Below are 16868 nucleotides of genomic sequence, written 5' to 3'. Positions count from 1 at the left end.
TCTTGCCCGGGGGAGTAGGACGGGTGGCACAAGCAGCATCTAGTGAAGTGGTCTGGGTTGATACACATACGGCGGCATCCACAAGCGGGGCTGTGGGCCGTGGCGGCGGTCGCGGTTACCGGGTTCCTTATAGCGCTCGAATTCGCCGTACGCCACTACGGTCTGCCGGGTCCGATCACGACCCAGGCGCGCGAGGTCCTCTTCCCGCCCAAATCGGGCGGACTGCTCTACGCGAGCATGGCGTTGATGATGGTGGTCCTCACCTGGCGGCAGCGCTTCATCGCGCTGGGCGCCGCCATCGGCATCGACATCGTCTTCTGGGTCGTCCGCTTCGTCGCGGACATCAAGGTGACCGACGGACATCCCTTCGGCAACGGCGCGCTGTGGGTGGTCCTGGGCTGCGCGGTCGTGGCCGTCACCCGTCGCACCGGCCGGGAACGCGTCCTGCTGCTGAAGGGCGTGGGCCTGGCCCTGCTCCTGATCGCGGGCCGCAAGACGGGCGACGCCTGGCTGTACCTCACCTCGACCACCCGCCCCATGGTGCTCGACCAGTACGTGGCGACCACCGACCACGCGCTGGGCAACCCGTCCTGGCTGGTCGGGCGTCTCGTCACCGCCTCCGGCGCGGTCGGCTTCAACGCCCTCGACTTCGTCTACGGCCAGCTTCCGGTGGCCGCGGTCGTCGTCGCGCTGTACCAACTGCGCCACGTGGCCGCCGAACGCCGCTTCCCGCGCCATCACCTGGTGCGTACGTTCCTCGTGATCGGTCTTCTGGGGCCGGCCTTCTACATGATCTTCCCGGTGGTCGGCCCGATCTTCGCCTATGGCACGGGCGCCGCGCACTGGGAGGGAGTCAGCCTGTGGGCACCCCACATGCCGGCCAGTGAGCCCTGGGCCGTCGCCGACCTGTGGCCGCGGACCCTGCCTCCCATCGGCACCCCGCACCTCATGCCGTTCGACGAGATCACTCCCCGCAACTGCATGCCGAGCCTGCACACCGCCTGGGCCACCGCGATCTTCATCCACACCCGCAAGGGCCCGCGTGCCCTGCGCTACGGCGGCACGTTCTGGCTGGTCGCGACACTGGCCGCGACGCTCGGCTTCGGCTACCACTACGGCGCCGACCTCATCGCCGGGGTGGTCTTCACGCTCACGATCGAAGGCGCTCTGCGCGCGTTCGACCACGGCTGGGACCGGTCGGGAATCCAGCTGGTCGCCTACGGCTCGACGGTCCTCGTGGCGCTCCTGGTCGCCTACCGCTATCTGTCGGTCGAGATAGCCGAACACCGCGTGCTGACCGGCCCCCTGCTCGTCCTCGCCATGATCTCGGTCATCTACTGCTACGTACGGACCACCGCGTCCTGGAAACCGAGAGCCGCGCCGGCCCCGCAGCCGGCGCCGCAACCCGAACTGATCTGAACGACGGCGCCCGGCTCGAACCTCGCCTCGGCGGCAACCCCCCGTATCCCGTGTGCTCCAGCACGCGTGGGGGTTGCCGCCGAAGTCGTGAGAGGACTGCTCTTCACCGGAGCGGCTTTGCGGCGGCCGTGGGGTCCGGACACGCTTGAGAGGATCGGGGCATGACGGACTCGCCCATGAAGATCAACGCCCTCATAGTCGATGCCACCGACCCCGAGCGGCTCGCCGCGTTCTGGTCCGAGATACTCGGCAGACCCGTCGTGGGCCGTACGGGTCCGTACCTCTGGCTTCAAAGGGAAGACGGTTTGGGCCTGGGCTTTCAGCGGACCAACGAACCCAAATCGGGCAAGAACCGGATGCACTTCGACATCACCTCACCCGACCCCGCTGCCGAACAGCGACGTGTCGAGAGGCTCGGCGGGCGCAGACTGGAGCAGTACGCCGACGGGGGTTTCCTGGTGATGGCCGACCCCGAGGGCAACGAATTCTGCGTCATCCCGGAGGGTTCCTTCGAGCTCGACGACGAAGGACGTGCGCACTATCTCGCGTGAAGGCCGGAGTCTCCGACGCGTGAGCAACCGTCCACCGTGCGGGAGGCCTGGCGCCGGGGTGGGTCGCGCTCCGGCTACTGGCGCGGCCATCCCTGATGCGGGACGAGCAGTGGCCCAGCCGCGCAGCCGAAACCAGGCGAGGCGGGTGCCGGCGGTTCCAGCCCGCCTGCCTGGGGGATCAAGGCGGCGTGCAGCCCTACCGACATGTCGTGTGGAGCTCGGCTTGAAGGATCCGGGCGTTGGGGGCTCCGGTTCCGTCGGGAGCGCGTACTGTCGTAGTGGAAAGACCGTGTCCCCTCGAAGCGGCTGAACTCGGCTCTCACGCAGGGTAGTTGCTGCGGCGTGTACGCCCGCAGGGGCCGACAGGCGAGCCGTGGACGGCCGCCGCCGGAGGCGGGCGAGTGTCCAGCGGCGGCCGCTTGTGCGAGGACGGCGGCGGCGCCCCTCGGATACCGCCCTCGCACCGAGCGTCCTCACCACCCACCCGGGATGCGCGGGAGTACATCCCGGTCTCGAAGCAGGGCTGGGAGGACGAGGGCTGGAGCTGCGTTGTCGGCGATGTGGCTCCAGCCGCTCACGGTGGTCGGTGTGCGCCCCGAGGGCTGGGGGCAGGTCGGCAGTCGTCCGGAGCCGTCGAGCACCGGCTGCGAGCGGTTTCCCTGCGGGCAGGATGGAACGGGCGGGACCCGGACGGGCAGGATGCGATTGAGGCGACGGTCACCGAGCCCATCGCGGCCCTAGACCTCGGGCTCGGCAACGGCATGACAGGAAGAGTCCTCCGGACGTCACGTTCCGGAGGACTCGGCAGGGCTGCTCTCCGAACCCTGCCGCAGTCGAGTCACCAGTTTCCCCCGGGGTTACACATCGCAGGCGACGATCGAAGCGAAAGCCGGCGTGGCGACCGACGTCGCGGCCCGCCCGTGACCACCCGCCACGGAGGACACCATGTCGGCCGCCGGCGCGCTGGCCGGTGGCGCCCGTCGGCAGCCACCACCTGCTGGAGGCGATGCTGCGGGCGGAGAACTCCGGCAGCCGTCGAAGCATACGAACTCGAGATGCTCGCACGCACCGCAGCTGCGGCTCGCCAGTCCGCGTACATCTAGGACACCCCGACGTCACCGGGCGCCGGGCTGCGGATGCTGTCGTTCTTCCAACCGGCTGGTGAGAACTTGGAAACCTCCACCGCGGCTTGGTTGATCCACCAAACTTGCTCTCGTCTTCCGATGGAGAAGGAGCGGCAAGCATGGCGAACAGCGCACTTCTGGTGATGGACGTCCAGCGGGACGTCGTGGCCATCGCCGACGACGGTTCCGGATATCTGCCGCGCTTGCGCAGGGCGATCGACGGTGCCCGGGCCGCCGGGATCCCTGTGATCTACGTGGTGTTGGGGTTACGGCCGGGCGATCCAGAAGTCAGCCCTCGGAACAAGGTGATGACGAATGCCGTGCGGGCCGGTCTGTTCACCGAGGGGGCCCCTGGCACCGAGATCCATCAAGATGTCGCGCCTCAGAAGGGCGACGTGGTGGTGACCAAGAGGCGGGGGAGTGCGTTCTCGGGCAGCGACCTCGACCTGGTACTCCGGGCTCGCGCCATCGACACCCTTGTTCTCACCGGCATCGCGACCAGTGCTGTGGTGCTGTCCACCCTGTGGCATGCCATCGACCTGGACTTCGGCCTCACGGTCCTTTCGGATGCCTGTCTCGACACCGATCCCGAGGTGCACCGGATGCTCACCGAGAAGCTGTTCCCGCAGTGGGCAGACGTCGTGACCGTCGAGGAGTGGTGCGAGGCCATCGCACGGCAATAGCGTCAGGCGCCCCACGCCCTCGCATACGGGGGGCCCGGCCGGTCCTGGTCCGGCAGGGTCGGGGTTGGCGACGAGGGCTCTAGCAGGGCCCTCGCGCCCCGTTGCTGCTCTCCGGTAATTCCTGGGCAGGGCGTCACGAAGGCTGCTCGTCTGCCCTTTCGACCGTGAAGGGCCCGGTGGCGGGTGCCAAGCACGGGGTCACGTCCGTTGTCGCGCCTGCTGCCGTGCCGGCCTCGCAGAGTCAGCCGCCGCTCTCCCTCAGGTCGAGGTGGAAACGCGTGGTTGTTCCGTCTTGCCGGAGGCCGTGGATGCGCTCATCGATGTATCCGAGGCCGTTCAGGGTTTTGCGGACGCTCGCGGGGGTGGGCGTCGGCACCGCCTGCAGTGCCTCGATGATGCGCTGTTCGTGCTGGACGCTCGCGCACCAGTCGCGAGCGTTCAACACCGACTCCGGTCCTGTGGGGGCACCTGGTTCGATCGGGTCGGTGGGGGGAGACTCGCCAGGCGGGAGACTCGGCTCCTCCGGCGGACCGCTCGGCTTCGAAGCGGCGGGGTATGTCCCGGGCGGGGGACACCGTCGGGCAACCCTGTCGAGCATCTTCGCGAACGCCGCTCGGTCGGCCGACGGAGATGGGGCGCTCACCTTGGAGCCGGCGGTCGTGCCCGCTCCGTCCTGTGCGTTGTCGTCGCCAGGCTGGTCGGTTCCGCAGCCGGCAAGGGCCAGACAGATGAGGGCGCCGACTGCGAGGGCGCGTCCAGGGCGGGCGAACGGGCTGGTGAGGGCTTGGACTTGTGTCATGTGTGCAGCTTCGGACGGGAGGTCCGACCCTCGCATGAGTACACGTACTCATGGAGGCTGAGCATGGGCCTCCGAAGCCGCCGACATGATGGAGTGGGCGCGCACGATGTGCGGGGCTGTCACAGCATCCGGGGCTGATCGCAGGCCCGGCCGGACATCGGGCCAGGCCTGCGCGTGCTGGGGATCCGCCCTCCGTCAGGGTGGGGCAGAGACGAATCCGCGCCTGGATCAGCCGAGGCCGAGGACGGTCATCGCGCGCTCGGCCATGCGCCGTTCCCCGAGGGCGTTGGGGTGGACGGGGACGATGTTCTGTCCGAAGAGGAGCGGCTCGACCCACCGGGTCCCGGAGGTCTTGCAGGCGTCGTGGCCCTCGGACACCTGGGAGAAGTCCACGTAAGTCGCCCCTGTCTCCTCCGCTGCCCGTTTGATCGCGGCGTTGAGATGCGCCTGGAGGCTGCGCAGGTAGGGCACGTCACCGGAGGCGATGGGAAGCTTCACGAAGCAGGAGGGGTCGGCGGTCGCGGGTGTGATCCAGGGGTAACCCAGGGCCGCCACGCGGGCGTTGGGCGCCTTGGCGCGGATCTTCTCCAGGGACGCCTTGAGCGCGGGGTAGGTGTTCGCGTCGATCTCGTCCTCGAAGGAGGAGCCGTTCTTGTCCTTGCAGGGGCTGCCTTTGCCGCCGGTGGAGATGCCGGCGGTGCCGCAGGCCACGATCGCGTTGATGAACGTGTTGTTGTCGTTGCCGCCCATCGTGAAGGTCACGAGGTCGGTGTCGGTGCTGAGGGCGTCCGTCTGCGGCGCCACACCGGGGTACTGGGACTCGGTGAAGTGCTTGGTCTGCGCGGCTCCGCAGGTCACGTCCTTGAGGTGGGCACCCGTCCTGGAGGCGATGACGTGGGGATAGTTCGCGGTGGAGCGCAGGCACAGCAGGTTGCTGAGGTCCACGGGCAGGACGCCGGAGCCGGCGCTGTAGCTGTCGCCGAGGGCGACGTAGTCCAGCGTCGATGTCGCGTGTGCGGTGGTGGCGGTGAGGGTCAGCGCGGCGGCGAAAGCTGACGTGGTCATGACATGACGGAGCTTCGGCATGTGCTCTCTCTTCTCGAATGCGGCGTGGGGGCGGGCGCGGCTGTGACGGCACAGTCGGCTTCGCAGCGAAGAAAGCGGCTCGAGCATGAAGGGGGGTGCGTTCGCGCACCGGACGGCTGTGGGCGTGGCCGCCGGTCGTGTCGTGGAGTGCGGTTGCGGGGTTACCGCTCGGTCCTACCCATAAGTAATGTGGGCCAGGGAGATGTCGGCGTCAACATTGTTGACCGTACTTCTTGAATTACTGACGAGCGGTCACGAGCACCCGCACAGACCGCTCCTGCCTCCCCGGGGTCGCAGACCTACTCTTGGCGCAAGGTGCAGGTCCAGCCCGGTCGGAAGAAAGGGCGACTGCTCGTGCAGGGTGACCCGGACGGCATCCGGGCTGTGCAGGGTGATCCACAATGATCGGATGGTCACCCTCGAGACACCCCGCCTGATCCTGCGTCGCTGGCGCGAGGAAGACGTCGCGCCCATGGCTGCCGTCAACGCCGACCCCGAGGTCATGCGATGGATCCGTGACGGCAGCGTCCGTGACGAAGACCAGACCCGCGACGGGATCCGGGCATGGGAGAGCGAGTGGGAGGAACGGGGTTTCGGCCTGTTCGCCGTGGAGATCCGGTCCACCGGCGAACTGGCCGGATTCACCGGCCTCGCGGTGCCCCATTTCCTGCCGGAGGTGCTGCCGGCGGTCGAGGTCGGCTGGCGGCTGGGACGTTCTCACTGGGGGCAGGGCATCGCCACGGAGGCCGCTGCGGCCGCTGTGCGATTCGGGTTCGAAGAGGCTGGGCTGGAGCGGATCGTCAGCATCGCTCAGGTGGGCAACGACGCCTCCGAACGGATCATGACCAAGCTGGGGATGCGGCTGGCCCGCGAAACCGTCAATCCCACCTGCGGTCGGCGAGTCCGGGTGTTCGAGTTGTCCTCGGACCAGTACGGGGCAACCGCGCGCTGATGACTCCTGCGAGGACGGTGGCCTCGTAGCAAACCGCGAGTCGCGGCAAGCTCGTGAGATGCAACCATGCTGCAGGCATGGCCCGTTGGAGGCCCGGCCTCCGGAGTCCGGGCGACCGCCCGTCACTCCTGATCCCGCCCCCGTGCCGGTCGGTGGCTTGCCAGCGCAGGAAGGCGTCCTGTACGGCGTCTTCGGCGTCGGTGGCGGAGCCCAGCAGCCGGTAGGCCAGCGAGGCCAGCCGGTTCCGGCTGGCCTCGAACCGGTCAGTGGTGGCGCTGTCCACGCGGCTCACCCTAGGCGGACGCCGGACGGCCACGCGATGCCTTCTCGGCGGACGCATCCGGCGTGACCACCAGGCGGCGTTTGCGCCTGGGCAGGCCGAAGGTCGGGTGCGAGGTGGTCCACAGCGACATTCTGAGGATGCCCGACTTGATCCGCGCGGCCTTCCGGCCCCCTACGTGCTTCGGTTTCGCCTCGCCCTCGCGGTCGACCAGCTGCAGGATGCCGTCCCGCCGCCCGAGGCTGATGTGGTTGCCCAGGTACTCCAGCCTGGTGTTCGGGATCTTGCGGCCGGTCAGGCGTCCCACGATCGCCGCTGTGGCCTGCATGCCGGTGCAGCCGGCCGAAGCGCACGACATCGGCAGCGGCCGGCCGTTGTCACCGATGGCGTAGGCGCTGTCGCCGACGGCGTAGACGTCCGGGTGGGAGACCGACCGCATGCTGCGATCGACGACGATCCGGCCTCTCTCGGTGACCTCCAGCCCGCAAGTGGCGGCGACGGGGCCGACCGCGAACCCGGCCGTCCACACAGTCGCGTCGGACGCCAGGACGGTGCCGTCGGAGCACAGGACCCGCCCCGCCTCGACGGTTTCGGCCTCGGTGTGCTCCACGACGGTGATGTCCAGCCCGGCGCAGGCCTGACGGAGATGGCCGCGGGCTCCGGCGGAGAGCCTGGCGCCCAGCTCGCCACGGGCGACCAGCGCCACCGAAAGGCCCGGCCGGGCTTCGGCGATCTCGGTGGCTGTCTCGATGCCGGTCAGCCCGTCGCCGACGACCACCACACTCCCGCCGGCGCCCAGGCTGCCCAGCCGCTCGTGCAGGCGCAGCGCCGAGGGCCGGGCGGCGACGTCGAAGGCGTGCTCGGCCGCTCCGGGGACGCCGCCGTGATCGCCGTGGCTGCCGAGCGCGTAGACGAGCGTGTCGTAGCCGAGTTCGCCACCGCCGGTGCCGTCGGCCACGGTGACGATGTGGCGCTCGGGGTCGAGCGCTGTGACACGGGCCAGGCGCAGCCGTATCCCTGTGCCTGCGAAGACGTCGGAGAGCTGCGGGGCTTCGATCGTGTGACCGGCCGCGGGTTGGTGCAGCCGCAGCCGCTGGGCGAAGTCCGACTCGGCGTTGACCACGGTGATCTCGGTGTCCGCCGGGGACAATCGCCGGGCCAGGGTCCCGGCCAAGTAGGCCCCGGCGTAGCCGGCGCCGAGGACGACGATGCGGTGCTTCATGTGATGCGCTCCTGTCGGTCCGAGTGCTCTCGGCGACTTGAGCGGAACAGCGCCCCGACTACTGACAGGAACATCATGTGGTGTGGGTCACAGGCAGGGTAGGTGTCTGGCCGGCGGATCGCGTGTCAGGGGACGCCGCCCGAGGGCGGGCCTACGCGCGATCGTCGGCCGCATGGCATTTCCTAGACTGGGGCGATGAACAACTACAAGTGCACCCAGTGCGGCACGGTCGGACTGGCGGAGGGCTTCATCGAGGATGCCGGCGAGCACTCGCGCGGGTACGCGCGGTGGATCGAGGGGGCATTGGAGCGGGGGATTCTCGGGGGCGCCAAGCGGATGGGCAGGCCCCGGCGGCAGATAGAGGCGTTCCGCTGTCCGAAGTGCGGGCACCTGGAGCTGTTCGCGACCGGCGAGGTGTGAGTCCGCCGCACGGCTGTAGGTGATGAACCTGAGCCGCAACTGGGCCGCCAGGCAATCGTGTTGGGTGGATGCGACGAGAGCGGTCCCCGAGCGGAGTCTCTTCGCTCGGGGACCGCGCCTCCGCTGTACGAGAGGTCAGCCGAAGTCGGGGATCGGGTCATCCGGGACGAGTGCGGCGGCGATCCGCTGGGCGAGCAGGTGGGCGGCGTGGCCGTCCGGGGTCTTGGGGCCCTGCGTCGTCGAGACCGCGATGGCCAGACGCTTGGACGGAAGGTAGGCCTGAGAGGCGGAGTAGCCGAAGAACAGGGGGTGTTGGGCCACCCAGTCACCCAGGACGAGTACGCCCATGCCGTAGTGGGTGGGCTCGCTGTTCGTGAGACAGACCGTCGCGGGACACGTGTCGGTCGCGCGGCCCAGGTTCACCGTTCCGGGGCTGAGCAGCTCCTTGTAGGAGGACTCGGAGAGTAGCTCGCCGGGAGTATTGAGTGACCGCGAGGTCCGGGCCGGTCCTTGGCCCGCCGACCCGCCCGACATCACCCGTCAGGCAGCACGCCCGGAACCTGCGCGTCCGTCCGGCGCCCCTGCGACGTACCGTGCTGGAGCCACGTCCGGGAATCGTGAGCGCGAGCACCGGTGCGACCAGGACCCGCGGTCCCGCGGCCTGCCCGGCGACGCGACAGCGGGACACGTGCGGCAGCCGGTCAGCGGACGACGTCGAAGACGTTCTTCTGCACACCGTTGGCGTAGGCCTCGTGCTCGACGAGCTTCAGCTTCTGCATGTCCTTGTCCGTGGCGCTGAACAGCCGCTTGCCCGCACCGAGCAGCAGGGGGAAGACCAGCAGGTGGTAGCGGTCGATCAGGCCGGCGTCCGACAGGGCGTGGTTCAGGGCGGCGCTGCCGTGGATGATGATCGGGCCACCCTCGGTCTCCTTCAGCGCGGCGACCTCGTCGAGTGAGCGCAGGATGGTCGTCTCCCCCCAGTTCGACACCAGGTCGTCCTCGGTGAGCGTGGTCGAGACGACGTACTTCGGCATCACCTTGTAGTCGGCGAAGTCAGCCATGTCCGGCCACACGGGGCTGAACGCCTCGTAGCTGGCGCGGCCCATCATCATGGCGGACGCCTCCTGCTGCTCCCGGCCCTTGATCTCGTACGCCTCGGGAAGGAAGTCGATGTCCTTGAAGGTCCACCCGGAGTTGCGGTAGCCGGGCTCGCCGCCCGGTCCCTCGACCACGCCGTCGAGGGAGATGAACGCGGTGCTGATCAGGGTACGCATCGGAGGTTCCTCGGTATCTCGTGTGCTGCTGACAGGTCCGGTCGCGCGCTCCCACCGCCCTCGCGGCCGTGGCGCGCCAACCATGAACTATGACGGCGGCCCGCGGGGAAAGTCATCGGTCCTCGCCCTCCTTTTCGACGACCTCGCCCATCCGGGTGTGCACCGCCCGTGGCAGGCTTCGGGCGCACGACGGCCGGGATCGCCCGCTCACCCGAGACCGGTGAGGGATTCAGGTGGCCGTGGTGGCACCGATCTCGCTCTTTTCCCGTCTGTTCAGATGGCCGAACTCACCATGCACGGTGAGCACTTGTCATCCATCGACCACAGGGGGAAAAGGACCATGACCACTCCACGTCGCATACCAAGACCTTTCGGACGGCTGCCGGTCGTCGCCGCCACGCTCGCCGCACTCATGGCCGCCGTGACGGGGACGGCGACCCAGTCGGCCGCCTCGCCGAAGACTCCTGAGAAGCCCCCCGTGCCGTCGCTCACCTGGACCGACTGCCAGGGTGGCTTCGAGTGCGCGAAGGCCGACGTCCCGCTCGACTACCGCGACGCGAACGGCAAGACCATCACCCTCGCGGTGATCCGCAAGAAGGCCGCGGACCAGACGAAGCGCAAGGGCACGCTGTTCATGCAGCCGGGCGGGCCCGGCAACTCCGGCGTGGACTTCGTGCGGAACAACTACGCCGACCTGCCGGCCGCGCTCCGCGATTCGTTCGACGTCTTCGGCTACGACGTCCGCGGGGTCGGCCGCAGTTCAGCGCTGACCTGCTTCGACGACGCTCGCTACACCCGTGCCGTCACCGAGGCCAAGGGTGTACCAGGGCCCGACGCCTTCGGGCCGGCCCTGCGTGAGGCGGCCGAGTTCAACCAGGCCTGCGCGGACAACACGGGCGAGCTGCTGCCCTTCATCGGCACCGAGTACGTCGCCCGGGACATCGACCTGCTGAGGGAGGCGCTGGGGGAGAAGCAACTCACTTACTACGGACGGTCCTTCGGGTCGTACATCGGGACCGTCTACGCGGCCATGTTCCCCGAGCGGGTACGGGCCCTGACCCTCGACGGCGCGTACGACCCGGTGCACTACGCGGACCGTCCCTACGCCTACGACCGGCCGCAGTACCTCGCGCTGGACGGCGCCATGAGCCGCTTCCTGGACTGGTGTGCCGCAGACCAGGCCACCTGCGGGTTCGGCGACGGAGACCCGCGCGCGGCGTTCGAGAAGCTGAAGGCCGACCTGGACGCCGGCCCCGTGCCCACCGCGAACGGCGGCCAAGCCAACGGCTACACCCTGGTCTACCGGCTGATGTTCAACATCAACGAGGGCAAGGTCATCTGGCCCTCGCTCGGCGCGGCACTGCGCAAGGCACAACTGCGGGACAACACGTCCTTCCTGCTGCGCCCGCCGTCCCCGGCCAGCTTCGACTTCCTCGGTCCGAACGTGGCCGTCGAGTGCGTCGACCGCGACTACCCGCGCAACCTGCAGCGGCTGGAGCGGAACGTCAAGGCCAACGCCGAGGCGGCACCGCTGCTCGGCCCGGCGATGGCGTACGGGCCTCCCACGTACGACCACCAGCACGCCACCGCCTGCGTCCAGTGGACTGGCGAGCACACCAGCCGCTACGACGGCTCCTACCGGGCCAAGGGCTCCGCGCCGATCCTGGTGATGGGCACCACCGGCGACCCGGACACCCCCTACCAGGACGCGGTCGCGTTGTCCCGGCGACTCGACAACGCCTCGCTGCTCACCTTCCGGGCCGAGGGGCACACCGCGTTCGGGCGCAGCGCCTGCGCGACGGACGCGGTCGTCGGCTACCTGGTGGACCTCAAGGTTCCCGCCTCGGGCACGACCTGCGAGGACGAGACGCAGCCGCCGTCCTCGACGCCGAGGAAGGCCCTGCCCGGCACGACGCTGAGTGAACTCCGCAACGGCGTCAACGAGCGGGTCGAACGCATCGGCGCCGTGGACTGACGTCGCCGTGCTTCCCTCGGGGTGCCGGCCTTTGTGTGGTCGGCACCCCGGGGCAACGTCGACCGGGGCGATGGACGCCGCCGTGAGGGCGCGCCATGAGCGGGTGGGCTCAGTCACCTGTGCCCACCAGGCTCCCTGCACCTCGGCCGGCCCTGCTTGGCGGGTCGCCTCGGATCGGCCGATTCAGTAGACACTCAGGCCGTACGCCGACAGGGACTCGGCCACCGGCTGGTAGTAAGTGAAGCCTCCCGAGGTGCAGTTGCCGCTGCTGCCGACGATGATGCCGAGGGCCGTGCCCCCGGAGAAGGCCGGGCCGCCGCTGTCTCCGGGCTCGGAGCAGATGGTGGACCGGAACAGTCCGTAGACGATTCCCCCGCCGTAGTTGACGGTGACGTTCACCGCCTGGACGGTCCCGCAGCGGTATCCGGTGGTCCGCCCGACGTGACAGACGGACTGTCCGACGACGGGGTTCGCCGCACCAAGGATGTCGCGGGTGCCGACGCCGGAGCCCAGCGTGACCTCGCCGGGGTAGGCGACCGCGGTGTTCGTGTACCGGACGCTCGCGTAGTCGTTGCCGGGGAAGCTCACCCCCGCGGTGACGCCGACGGGGACGGTCAGGGCGGCGTCGGCGTACCAGGTGCTCGTGCCCTGCGCGCAGCGGCCCGAGACGAGCGCGTACGTCGCGGTGGCGGAACGGGCGTTGAAGCCGACGGTGCAGCGGGCGCCGCCGCTGTAGAGGGTGTCGCCGCCCCGTATCGCGACGGCTGCCTGGCGCCCTGCCCGGTCCCCGGCATGGGCGGCGGGGCCGATGACGGCGGACCAGCCGATGAGGATTGCCAGGACGACGGCGGCTCGGACGACGGTTCGCTGGGGTCTTGTGGAACGCAAGGGATTCACGGCGGCCTCCTGTGGCGGGTAGCTGACAGTTTGTGGCCGCCGGAGCCCGATGGTCAGGCCGAAAGCCGCCAACAACGGGTGAGGCGGGGGCCGGTGCCCTTGCCGGCGGGCTCGCCGCTCACCGGCCTGCTCGCCGACATGCCCCGGAGGCTGGCCGTGGCTCCATGGCGTACGCAGGCGCCTCGGGGCGGCAACCGTGTGGTCGCCGCCCCGAGGCGTCTGCGCGATGCCGACTGTTCAGCGCTTCGAGCGCAGGACGGGGTCCGGCTCGGGATGCTCCTCGGTCAGCTCGGGTTCCAGGCCGTCGGCCAGCTCGGTGGTGCGGCGGCCGATGTCGGTGCGCCAGGCCTCGAAGGCCCAGGCGGTGAGGGCCACGACGGCGAGCCCCAGGAGCCAGCCGCCCACCACGTCGCTGAACCAGTGCACGCCCAGCGCGACGCGGGTGAAACCGACGCCGACCACCGAGAGCACCGCGAAGCTCCAGCACACCACCCGCCAGGCGCGCGGCACCATCGGCAGCAGGACCAGCAGCAGGATCGCGAACGAGGTGGTGGCGGTCATGGCGTGCCCCGAGGGGAACGAGAAGCCGGGCGCGCGGGCGACGGGGTCCTCGAGGGAGGGCCTGGCCCGTTCGACGACCACCTTGACGAGCAGCCCGATCAGCCCGCCGGCCACGGCCGTCACCGCCGACCAGGCGGCGAGCCGCCACGCCTTGCGGTACAGCAGCCACAAGGTGAGCAGGGCGACCACGATGCGCAGGGTCACCGGATCCCAGACACGGTCCGACAGGAAACGCAGGGTGTCGGTCCAGGCGGGATGGTCGAGCGCGGTCTCGTTCAGGCGCCGCGCGGCGCCCGCGTCCAGCCGTCGCAACGGCTCCCACTGGCCCTCGACGAGGATCAGCAGCAGCCCGAACGGCACCGCGGCGAGCGCGGCCACGACGGTCGCGCCGAGCAGGCGGGCGCCGAACTTGCGGTCGGCCTCCCGGCGGCGGCGTTCGCGCATACGGCGTGTGGTGAACCGAAGAACCATTCAGACTCCCGGGTCGGCTTCGATCGGACCGGGGCGCATGGCCCGCGCGGCTTCCAGCTGCGCGGAGAAGGACAGTCCGAGGAACAGGGCGATGGAGGTCAGGTACGCCCACAGCAGCAGCGACATGAAGGCGCTGAGCGGGCCGTACACGGTGTCGAAGGAGCCACTGAACGCCAGATAGAGGCTCAGCAGCCAGGTGAGGGTCGTCCACAGCACCAGGTACACCGCGGCGCCGAAGGCCAGCCAGGTGTAGCCGGGCTGCTTGCGGCGCGGCGCACGGCGGAAGATGGCGCTGGCAGAGATGAGCACGAGGACGAGACCGAGGGGCCAGCGCAGGATGTTCCACGCGGTGAGCGTGCCGTCCTGGAGGTGGTACACCGTCACCGCGGCGGAGGCCAGGTCAGCGCCGGCCACCATCACGATGAAGCCCACGCCCAGCGGAAGGCCGGCGCTGACGGACATCACCAGGCCGCGCAGGTACTTGCGGTGGAACGGACGGTCGCGTTCGTTGCCGTAGATGCGGTTGGCACCGCGCTCGATCTGGCACATCGCGGTGGTGGTGTTGACCAGCGAGAACAGCAGGCCGAACCACAGGGCGAGCTGGGCGCCGTCGCCCGCCTTGCGCTTGCTGCGGTCCAGCGCGTCGTCGACCACCTCGGCGCTGGGACCCTGGGCGATCCGGTGGATCGTCAGTTCCGCGAGCCTGCCGATGTCCTCCGTGTGCAGGGCGCTGGACAGGCCGACGAAGGCGATCGCCAGCGGGATGACCGACAGCACCGTCTGCAGGGCGAGGGCCCGGGAGTGCGTGAAGCCGTCGGCGTAGCGGAAGCGGACGAAGGCGTCGCGCAGCAGCGGCCAGCGGCCGTAGCGGCGCAGGGACACCAGCGCCTCGTCGGCGGAGAGTTCCTCGCCGGTCATGTTCCTGGTCTCAGGGACCTTGGTTGCTGTACCCATCACTTCTCCCCGGCAGGCAGCAGCATGGTCAGCGCGCCCGGGCGCACCTCGGCGGTCAGCCGCCGGCCCGGAGTGACCGGGTCCCCGTCGAGTTCGCGGCTCTGCTCGGACTCGAAGGTGAGTTCTGCGCGCTCGAAGGTGAAGAACTCCACCGGTACGCCGGCGTCGGCGTCATGGGCGGCGATCGTGTCCACCGACGTGGGCTTGGGCGTCCTCGCCCCTCGCAGCAGCGCGCCGAGCACACGGATCCAGCCGGAGGGGCCGCGCGGGTCGAGGATGAGCAGGTCGAGCCGTCCGTCGTCGCACCGGGCGGCGGGCACGAGGGTGAGACCGCCCTGCACGGTGCCGACGTTGGCGAACAGCACCATGCGGGCGGTACGGCGCAGGGCCGGGGCGCCGTCGAGCTTGATCGTCACGCGCATCCGGGGGGTGCGCAGGGTGGTGATGCCGGCCAGGACGTACGCGGGCCAGCCCAGGAAGGACTTGGTCCGGTCGTCGGTGTTCTCCATGATCGCGGCGTCGAGTCCGGCCCCGGACATGGCGGCGAAGTGGGTCGCTTCGAGGTCGTCGCCCTCGATCCGGCCGAGGTCGATGTGACGCACGGTTCCGGCGAGGGCGGCGTCGAGCGCGGCCGCGGGTGACAGCGGAAGGCCGAGGTTGCGGGCGAGCAGGTTGCCGGTGCCGCTGGGCACCAGGGCGAGCGGTACGCCGCTGCCGGCCATGGCGTCGGCTGCCGCACGCAGCGTGCCGTCCCCGCCGCAGACGACCACCAGGCTCGCGCCGTCGGCGGCCGCGCGGGCGGCTTGGCCGCCTCCGGTGTCCTCGATCGTGGTCTGCACGAATTCCACCGTGTGGTGGCCGTGACGGTTGAGCACGTCGCGCAGCGCGCCGCAGAGGTTCTCGTCGGTCACGGTGGGGTTGTAGACCACGACGGTGCGACCCGACGCCAGTCCATTGCTGCCGGCGCCGACGGCGGGCGCGGGGCGGGCCGAGGGAGCGGCGGTCACCGAGGCGTCGGTGAACAGGGCCCGGCCGACGATCAGCAGCGACAGGCTGCCGTTGGTGAGTCCGCCGACGACGTCGGTGGGGTGGTGCATGCCCCGGTAGAGGCGGGCGAGTGCGACCAACAGTGGTATCAGCAGCAGGAGTCCGGCTACGGCCTTGCGCCAGGGTCCGCGGATGCGGGACAGGGCGAGCGCTGCCAGTCCGGCGTACAGGGCGGTGGCGGCTCCCGTGTGCCCGGAGGTGTAGCTGGAGGTGGGCGGGGACGCGTCGAGGCGGTGCACTTCCGGCCGGTGACGGTCCACCGACGCGGTGACGATGAGGAAGACCAGCGCCTGGAGCGAGACGGCGACAGCGAGGAAGACGGCCTGACGCCACATCGGCAGACGGGGTATCAGGACCAGCCCCAGGCAGACCGCGAGGGTGATCGCGATGATCGTGAGGGTGTTGCCCGCCTCCGACGCGAACCACGAGAAGGTGGTGAGGAGGCCCGTGCGGTGCTGTTCCAGGCCTTCGTTGAGGTCGTCCTCGACGGTCATCGGCCACACGTCGTGCGCGGGTCCGGTGATCAGCAGCCCGAAGCCCACCATGAGCGCGGCCTGACAGGCCGTCAGGCCGCCGATGCGGGCGGCGGTGCGGCCGGTGCCGCGAGGCAGGGCGCGCAGACGGGCGGCCCGGACGGCTCCAGGCGTTTCACCGGGCAGGACGGTGGGTCTCTCCGGCACGGCGGTCGGCATCAGAACTCCCACAGGTCGGCGCCTCGCGGCGTTCCTTTTCTCGGCCGGGGGGTGTGCCCTCCCCGATCACCGCCGTATGCCCCCGAAGCCGCCGCGCAGACCTGTGGATCTGTCGCAGACTCTCCACACCGCCATGGCAGACTCTCCACACCACGACGCGAACCTGCCGATCGGCCGCACCGCCTTCACCCCAACGCGGCCCCATCGTCGGGCGCTTGAGCCGCGCAGATTCGGTTCTGCGTCCTTGGCGCGGTCCGTGGACTAGCCAGCCCACTTGAGCAGCGGGAACGGCGCCACGTCTGAACTCCGTTACGTGGCTGCGAGTACGTACCTGGGCGTGGGGCCGGCGGGCGCATGGCGGCAGGGCCTGAGACCGCCGTGTACTGGTGGTTCCTGTTGCCGATGACAGGAGGGCGGGGGCAGGCGCGACGCCTGCCCCCGCCTGGGCCTGCCGGTGTGTG

Annotated in this window: 15 protein-coding genes and 1 pseudogene; 6 read left to right on the top strand and 10 right to left on the bottom strand. The window is 70.0% G+C overall.

Annotated features, from left to right (window positions below; genetic code table 11):
* The first annotated feature begins 99 nt into the window (after positions 1 to 99).
* The 3 genes from ACZ4VA_RS05085 (at position 100) to ACZ4VA_RS05075 (ending at position 3777) form a co-directional block, all read left to right on the top strand.
* Positions 100 to 1419 carry a phosphatase PAP2 family protein gene (locus tag ACZ4VA_RS05085; protein WP_389389755.1) on the top strand — a complete coding sequence of 440 codons (1320 nt, stop codon included), beginning with the start codon at positions 100 to 102 and terminating at the stop codon, positions 1417 to 1419.
* Between the two features lie 161 nt (positions 1420 to 1580).
* Positions 1581 to 1970, top strand: coding sequence for a VOC family protein (locus ACZ4VA_RS05080; protein WP_389389754.1), 390 nt, complete (start codon positions 1581 to 1583; stop codon positions 1968 to 1970).
* A gap of 1243 nt (positions 1971 to 3213) precedes the next feature.
* Complete coding sequence (locus ACZ4VA_RS05075) at positions 3214 to 3777, top strand: cysteine hydrolase family protein (protein ID WP_468079841.1); 564 nt, start codon at positions 3214 to 3216, stop codon at positions 3775 to 3777.
* 241 nt (positions 3778 to 4018) lie between these two features.
* Here ACZ4VA_RS05075 and ACZ4VA_RS05070 read toward each other — a convergent pair whose 3' ends face one another.
* Both ACZ4VA_RS05070 and ACZ4VA_RS05065 read right to left on the bottom strand, forming a co-directional pair.
* Positions 4019 to 4222 (bottom strand): hypothetical protein, encoded by a 204-nt coding sequence (locus ACZ4VA_RS05070; protein WP_468079839.1) that lies wholly within the window; start codon positions 4220 to 4222, stop codon positions 4019 to 4021.
* Between the two features lie 582 nt (positions 4223 to 4804).
* Positions 4805 to 5662, bottom strand: coding sequence for an SGNH/GDSL hydrolase family protein (locus ACZ4VA_RS05065; RefSeq protein WP_356173582.1), 858 nt, complete (start codon positions 5660 to 5662; stop codon positions 4805 to 4807).
* A gap of 409 nt (positions 5663 to 6071) precedes the next feature.
* Here ACZ4VA_RS05065 and ACZ4VA_RS05060 point away from each other — a divergent pair, with 409 nt between their 5' ends.
* The gene (locus ACZ4VA_RS05060; RefSeq protein WP_468079836.1) at positions 6072 to 6614 is read left to right on the top strand and encodes a GNAT family N-acetyltransferase; all 543 of its coding nucleotides are present in this window, start codon (positions 6072 to 6074) and stop codon (positions 6612 to 6614) included.
* Positions 6615 to 6759: 145 nt separating this feature from the next.
* Here the strand turns inward: ACZ4VA_RS05060 and ACZ4VA_RS05055 are convergent.
* A pseudogene (locus tag ACZ4VA_RS05055) lies at positions 6760 to 6897 on the bottom strand (sigma factor); the annotation flags it as partial.
* Between the two features lie 10 nt (positions 6898 to 6907).
* Positions 6908 to 8116 carry an NAD(P)/FAD-dependent oxidoreductase gene (locus ACZ4VA_RS05050; RefSeq protein WP_468079834.1) on the bottom strand — a complete coding sequence of 403 codons (1209 nt, stop codon included), beginning with the start codon at positions 8114 to 8116 and terminating at the stop codon, positions 6908 to 6910.
* 195 nt (positions 8117 to 8311) lie between these two features.
* On the opposite strand from ACZ4VA_RS05050, the gene ACZ4VA_RS05045 reads away from it, so the two are divergent.
* Entirely contained in the window at positions 8312 to 8536 is a 225-nt protein-coding gene (locus ACZ4VA_RS05045; protein ID WP_355788049.1) for a hypothetical protein, read from the top strand.
* A gap of 135 nt (positions 8537 to 8671) precedes the next feature.
* Here the strand turns inward: ACZ4VA_RS05045 and ACZ4VA_RS05040 are convergent, their stop codons facing one another.
* Positions 8672 to 8884, bottom strand: a complete 213-nt coding sequence (locus tag ACZ4VA_RS05040) for a hypothetical protein (protein ID WP_468079832.1) — start codon at positions 8882 to 8884, stop codon at positions 8672 to 8674.
* A gap of 353 nt (positions 8885 to 9237) precedes the next feature.
* The gene (locus ACZ4VA_RS05035; protein ID WP_468079830.1) at positions 9238 to 9810 is read right to left on the bottom strand and encodes a dihydrofolate reductase family protein; all 573 of its coding nucleotides are present in this window, start codon (positions 9808 to 9810) and stop codon (positions 9238 to 9240) included.
* Between the two features lie 340 nt (positions 9811 to 10150).
* On the opposite strand from ACZ4VA_RS05035, the gene ACZ4VA_RS05030 reads away from it, so the two are divergent.
* A complete protein-coding gene (locus tag ACZ4VA_RS05030; RefSeq protein ID WP_468079828.1) occupies positions 10151 to 11785 on the top strand; it encodes an alpha/beta hydrolase in 1635 nt (544 codons plus the stop codon).
* 183 nt (positions 11786 to 11968) lie between these two features.
* On the opposite strand, the gene ACZ4VA_RS05025 is transcribed toward ACZ4VA_RS05030, so the two are convergent.
* From ACZ4VA_RS05025 to ACZ4VA_RS05010, 4 genes are all read right to left on the bottom strand, one after another.
* A complete protein-coding gene (locus ACZ4VA_RS05025) occupies positions 11969 to 12682 on the bottom strand; it encodes a S1 family peptidase (RefSeq protein ID WP_468079826.1) in 714 nt (237 codons plus the stop codon).
* 237 nt (positions 12683 to 12919) lie between these two features.
* Positions 12920 to 13714, bottom strand: coding sequence for a phosphatase PAP2 family protein (locus ACZ4VA_RS05020; RefSeq protein WP_468079824.1), 795 nt, complete (start codon positions 13712 to 13714; stop codon positions 12920 to 12922).
* A complete protein-coding gene (locus tag ACZ4VA_RS05015; RefSeq protein ID WP_389389744.1) occupies positions 13715 to 14668 on the bottom strand; it encodes a YihY/virulence factor BrkB family protein in 954 nt (317 codons plus the stop codon). It lies immediately after the preceding gene.
* The gene (locus ACZ4VA_RS05010) at positions 14668 to 16407 is read right to left on the bottom strand and encodes a bifunctional phosphatase PAP2/diacylglycerol kinase family protein (protein ID WP_468079822.1); all 1740 of its coding nucleotides are present in this window, start codon (positions 16405 to 16407) and stop codon (positions 14668 to 14670) included. Before ACZ4VA_RS05010 ends, ACZ4VA_RS05015 begins: the two co-directional genes overlap by 1 nt.
* Positions 16408 to 16868: the final 461 nt, after the last annotated feature.

Source organism: Streptomyces sp. NPDC028308, from assembly GCF_055565855.1.
This window is presented reverse-complemented; position numbering and strand designations above follow the sequence as displayed.

Bases quoted from the DNA above. Each gene is read 5' to 3' on its own strand.
- ACZ4VA_RS05080 (WP_389389754.1), top strand. From the start codon at position 1,581: ATGACGGACTCGCCCATGAAGATCAACGCCCTCATAGTCGATGCCACC.
- ACZ4VA_RS05075 (WP_468079841.1), top strand. From the start codon at position 3,214: ATGGCGAACAGCGCACTTCTGGTGATGGACGTCCAGCGGGACGTCGTG.
- ACZ4VA_RS05065 (WP_356173582.1), bottom strand. From the start codon at position 5,662: ATGCCGAAGCTCCGTCATGTCATGACCACGTCAGCTTTCGCCGCCGCG.
- ACZ4VA_RS05060 (WP_468079836.1), top strand. From the start codon at position 6,072: ATGGTCACCCTCGAGACACCCCGCCTGATCCTGCGTCGCTGGCGCGAG.
- ACZ4VA_RS05050 (WP_468079834.1), bottom strand. From the start codon at position 8,116: ATGAAGCACCGCATCGTCGTCCTCGGCGCCGGCTACGCCGGGGCCTAC.
- ACZ4VA_RS05045 (WP_355788049.1), top strand. From the start codon at position 8,312: ATGAACAACTACAAGTGCACCCAGTGCGGCACGGTCGGACTGGCGGAG.
- ACZ4VA_RS05040 (WP_468079832.1), bottom strand. From the start codon at position 8,884: ATGGGCGTACTCGTCCTGGGTGACTGGGTGGCCCAACACCCCCTGTTC.
- ACZ4VA_RS05035 (WP_468079830.1), bottom strand. From the start codon at position 9,810: ATGCGTACCCTGATCAGCACCGCGTTCATCTCCCTCGACGGCGTGGTC.
- ACZ4VA_RS05030 (WP_468079828.1), top strand. From the start codon at position 10,151: ATGACCACTCCACGTCGCATACCAAGACCTTTCGGACGGCTGCCGGTC.
- ACZ4VA_RS05020 (WP_468079824.1), bottom strand. From the start codon at position 13,714: ATGGTTCTTCGGTTCACCACACGCCGTATGCGCGAACGCCGCCGCCGG.
- ACZ4VA_RS05015 (WP_389389744.1), bottom strand. From the start codon at position 14,668: ATGGGTACAGCAACCAAGGTCCCTGAGACCAGGAACATGACCGGCGAG.
- ACZ4VA_RS05010 (WP_468079822.1), bottom strand. From the start codon at position 16,407: ATGCCGACCGCCGTGCCGGAGAGACCCACCGTCCTGCCCGGTGAAACG.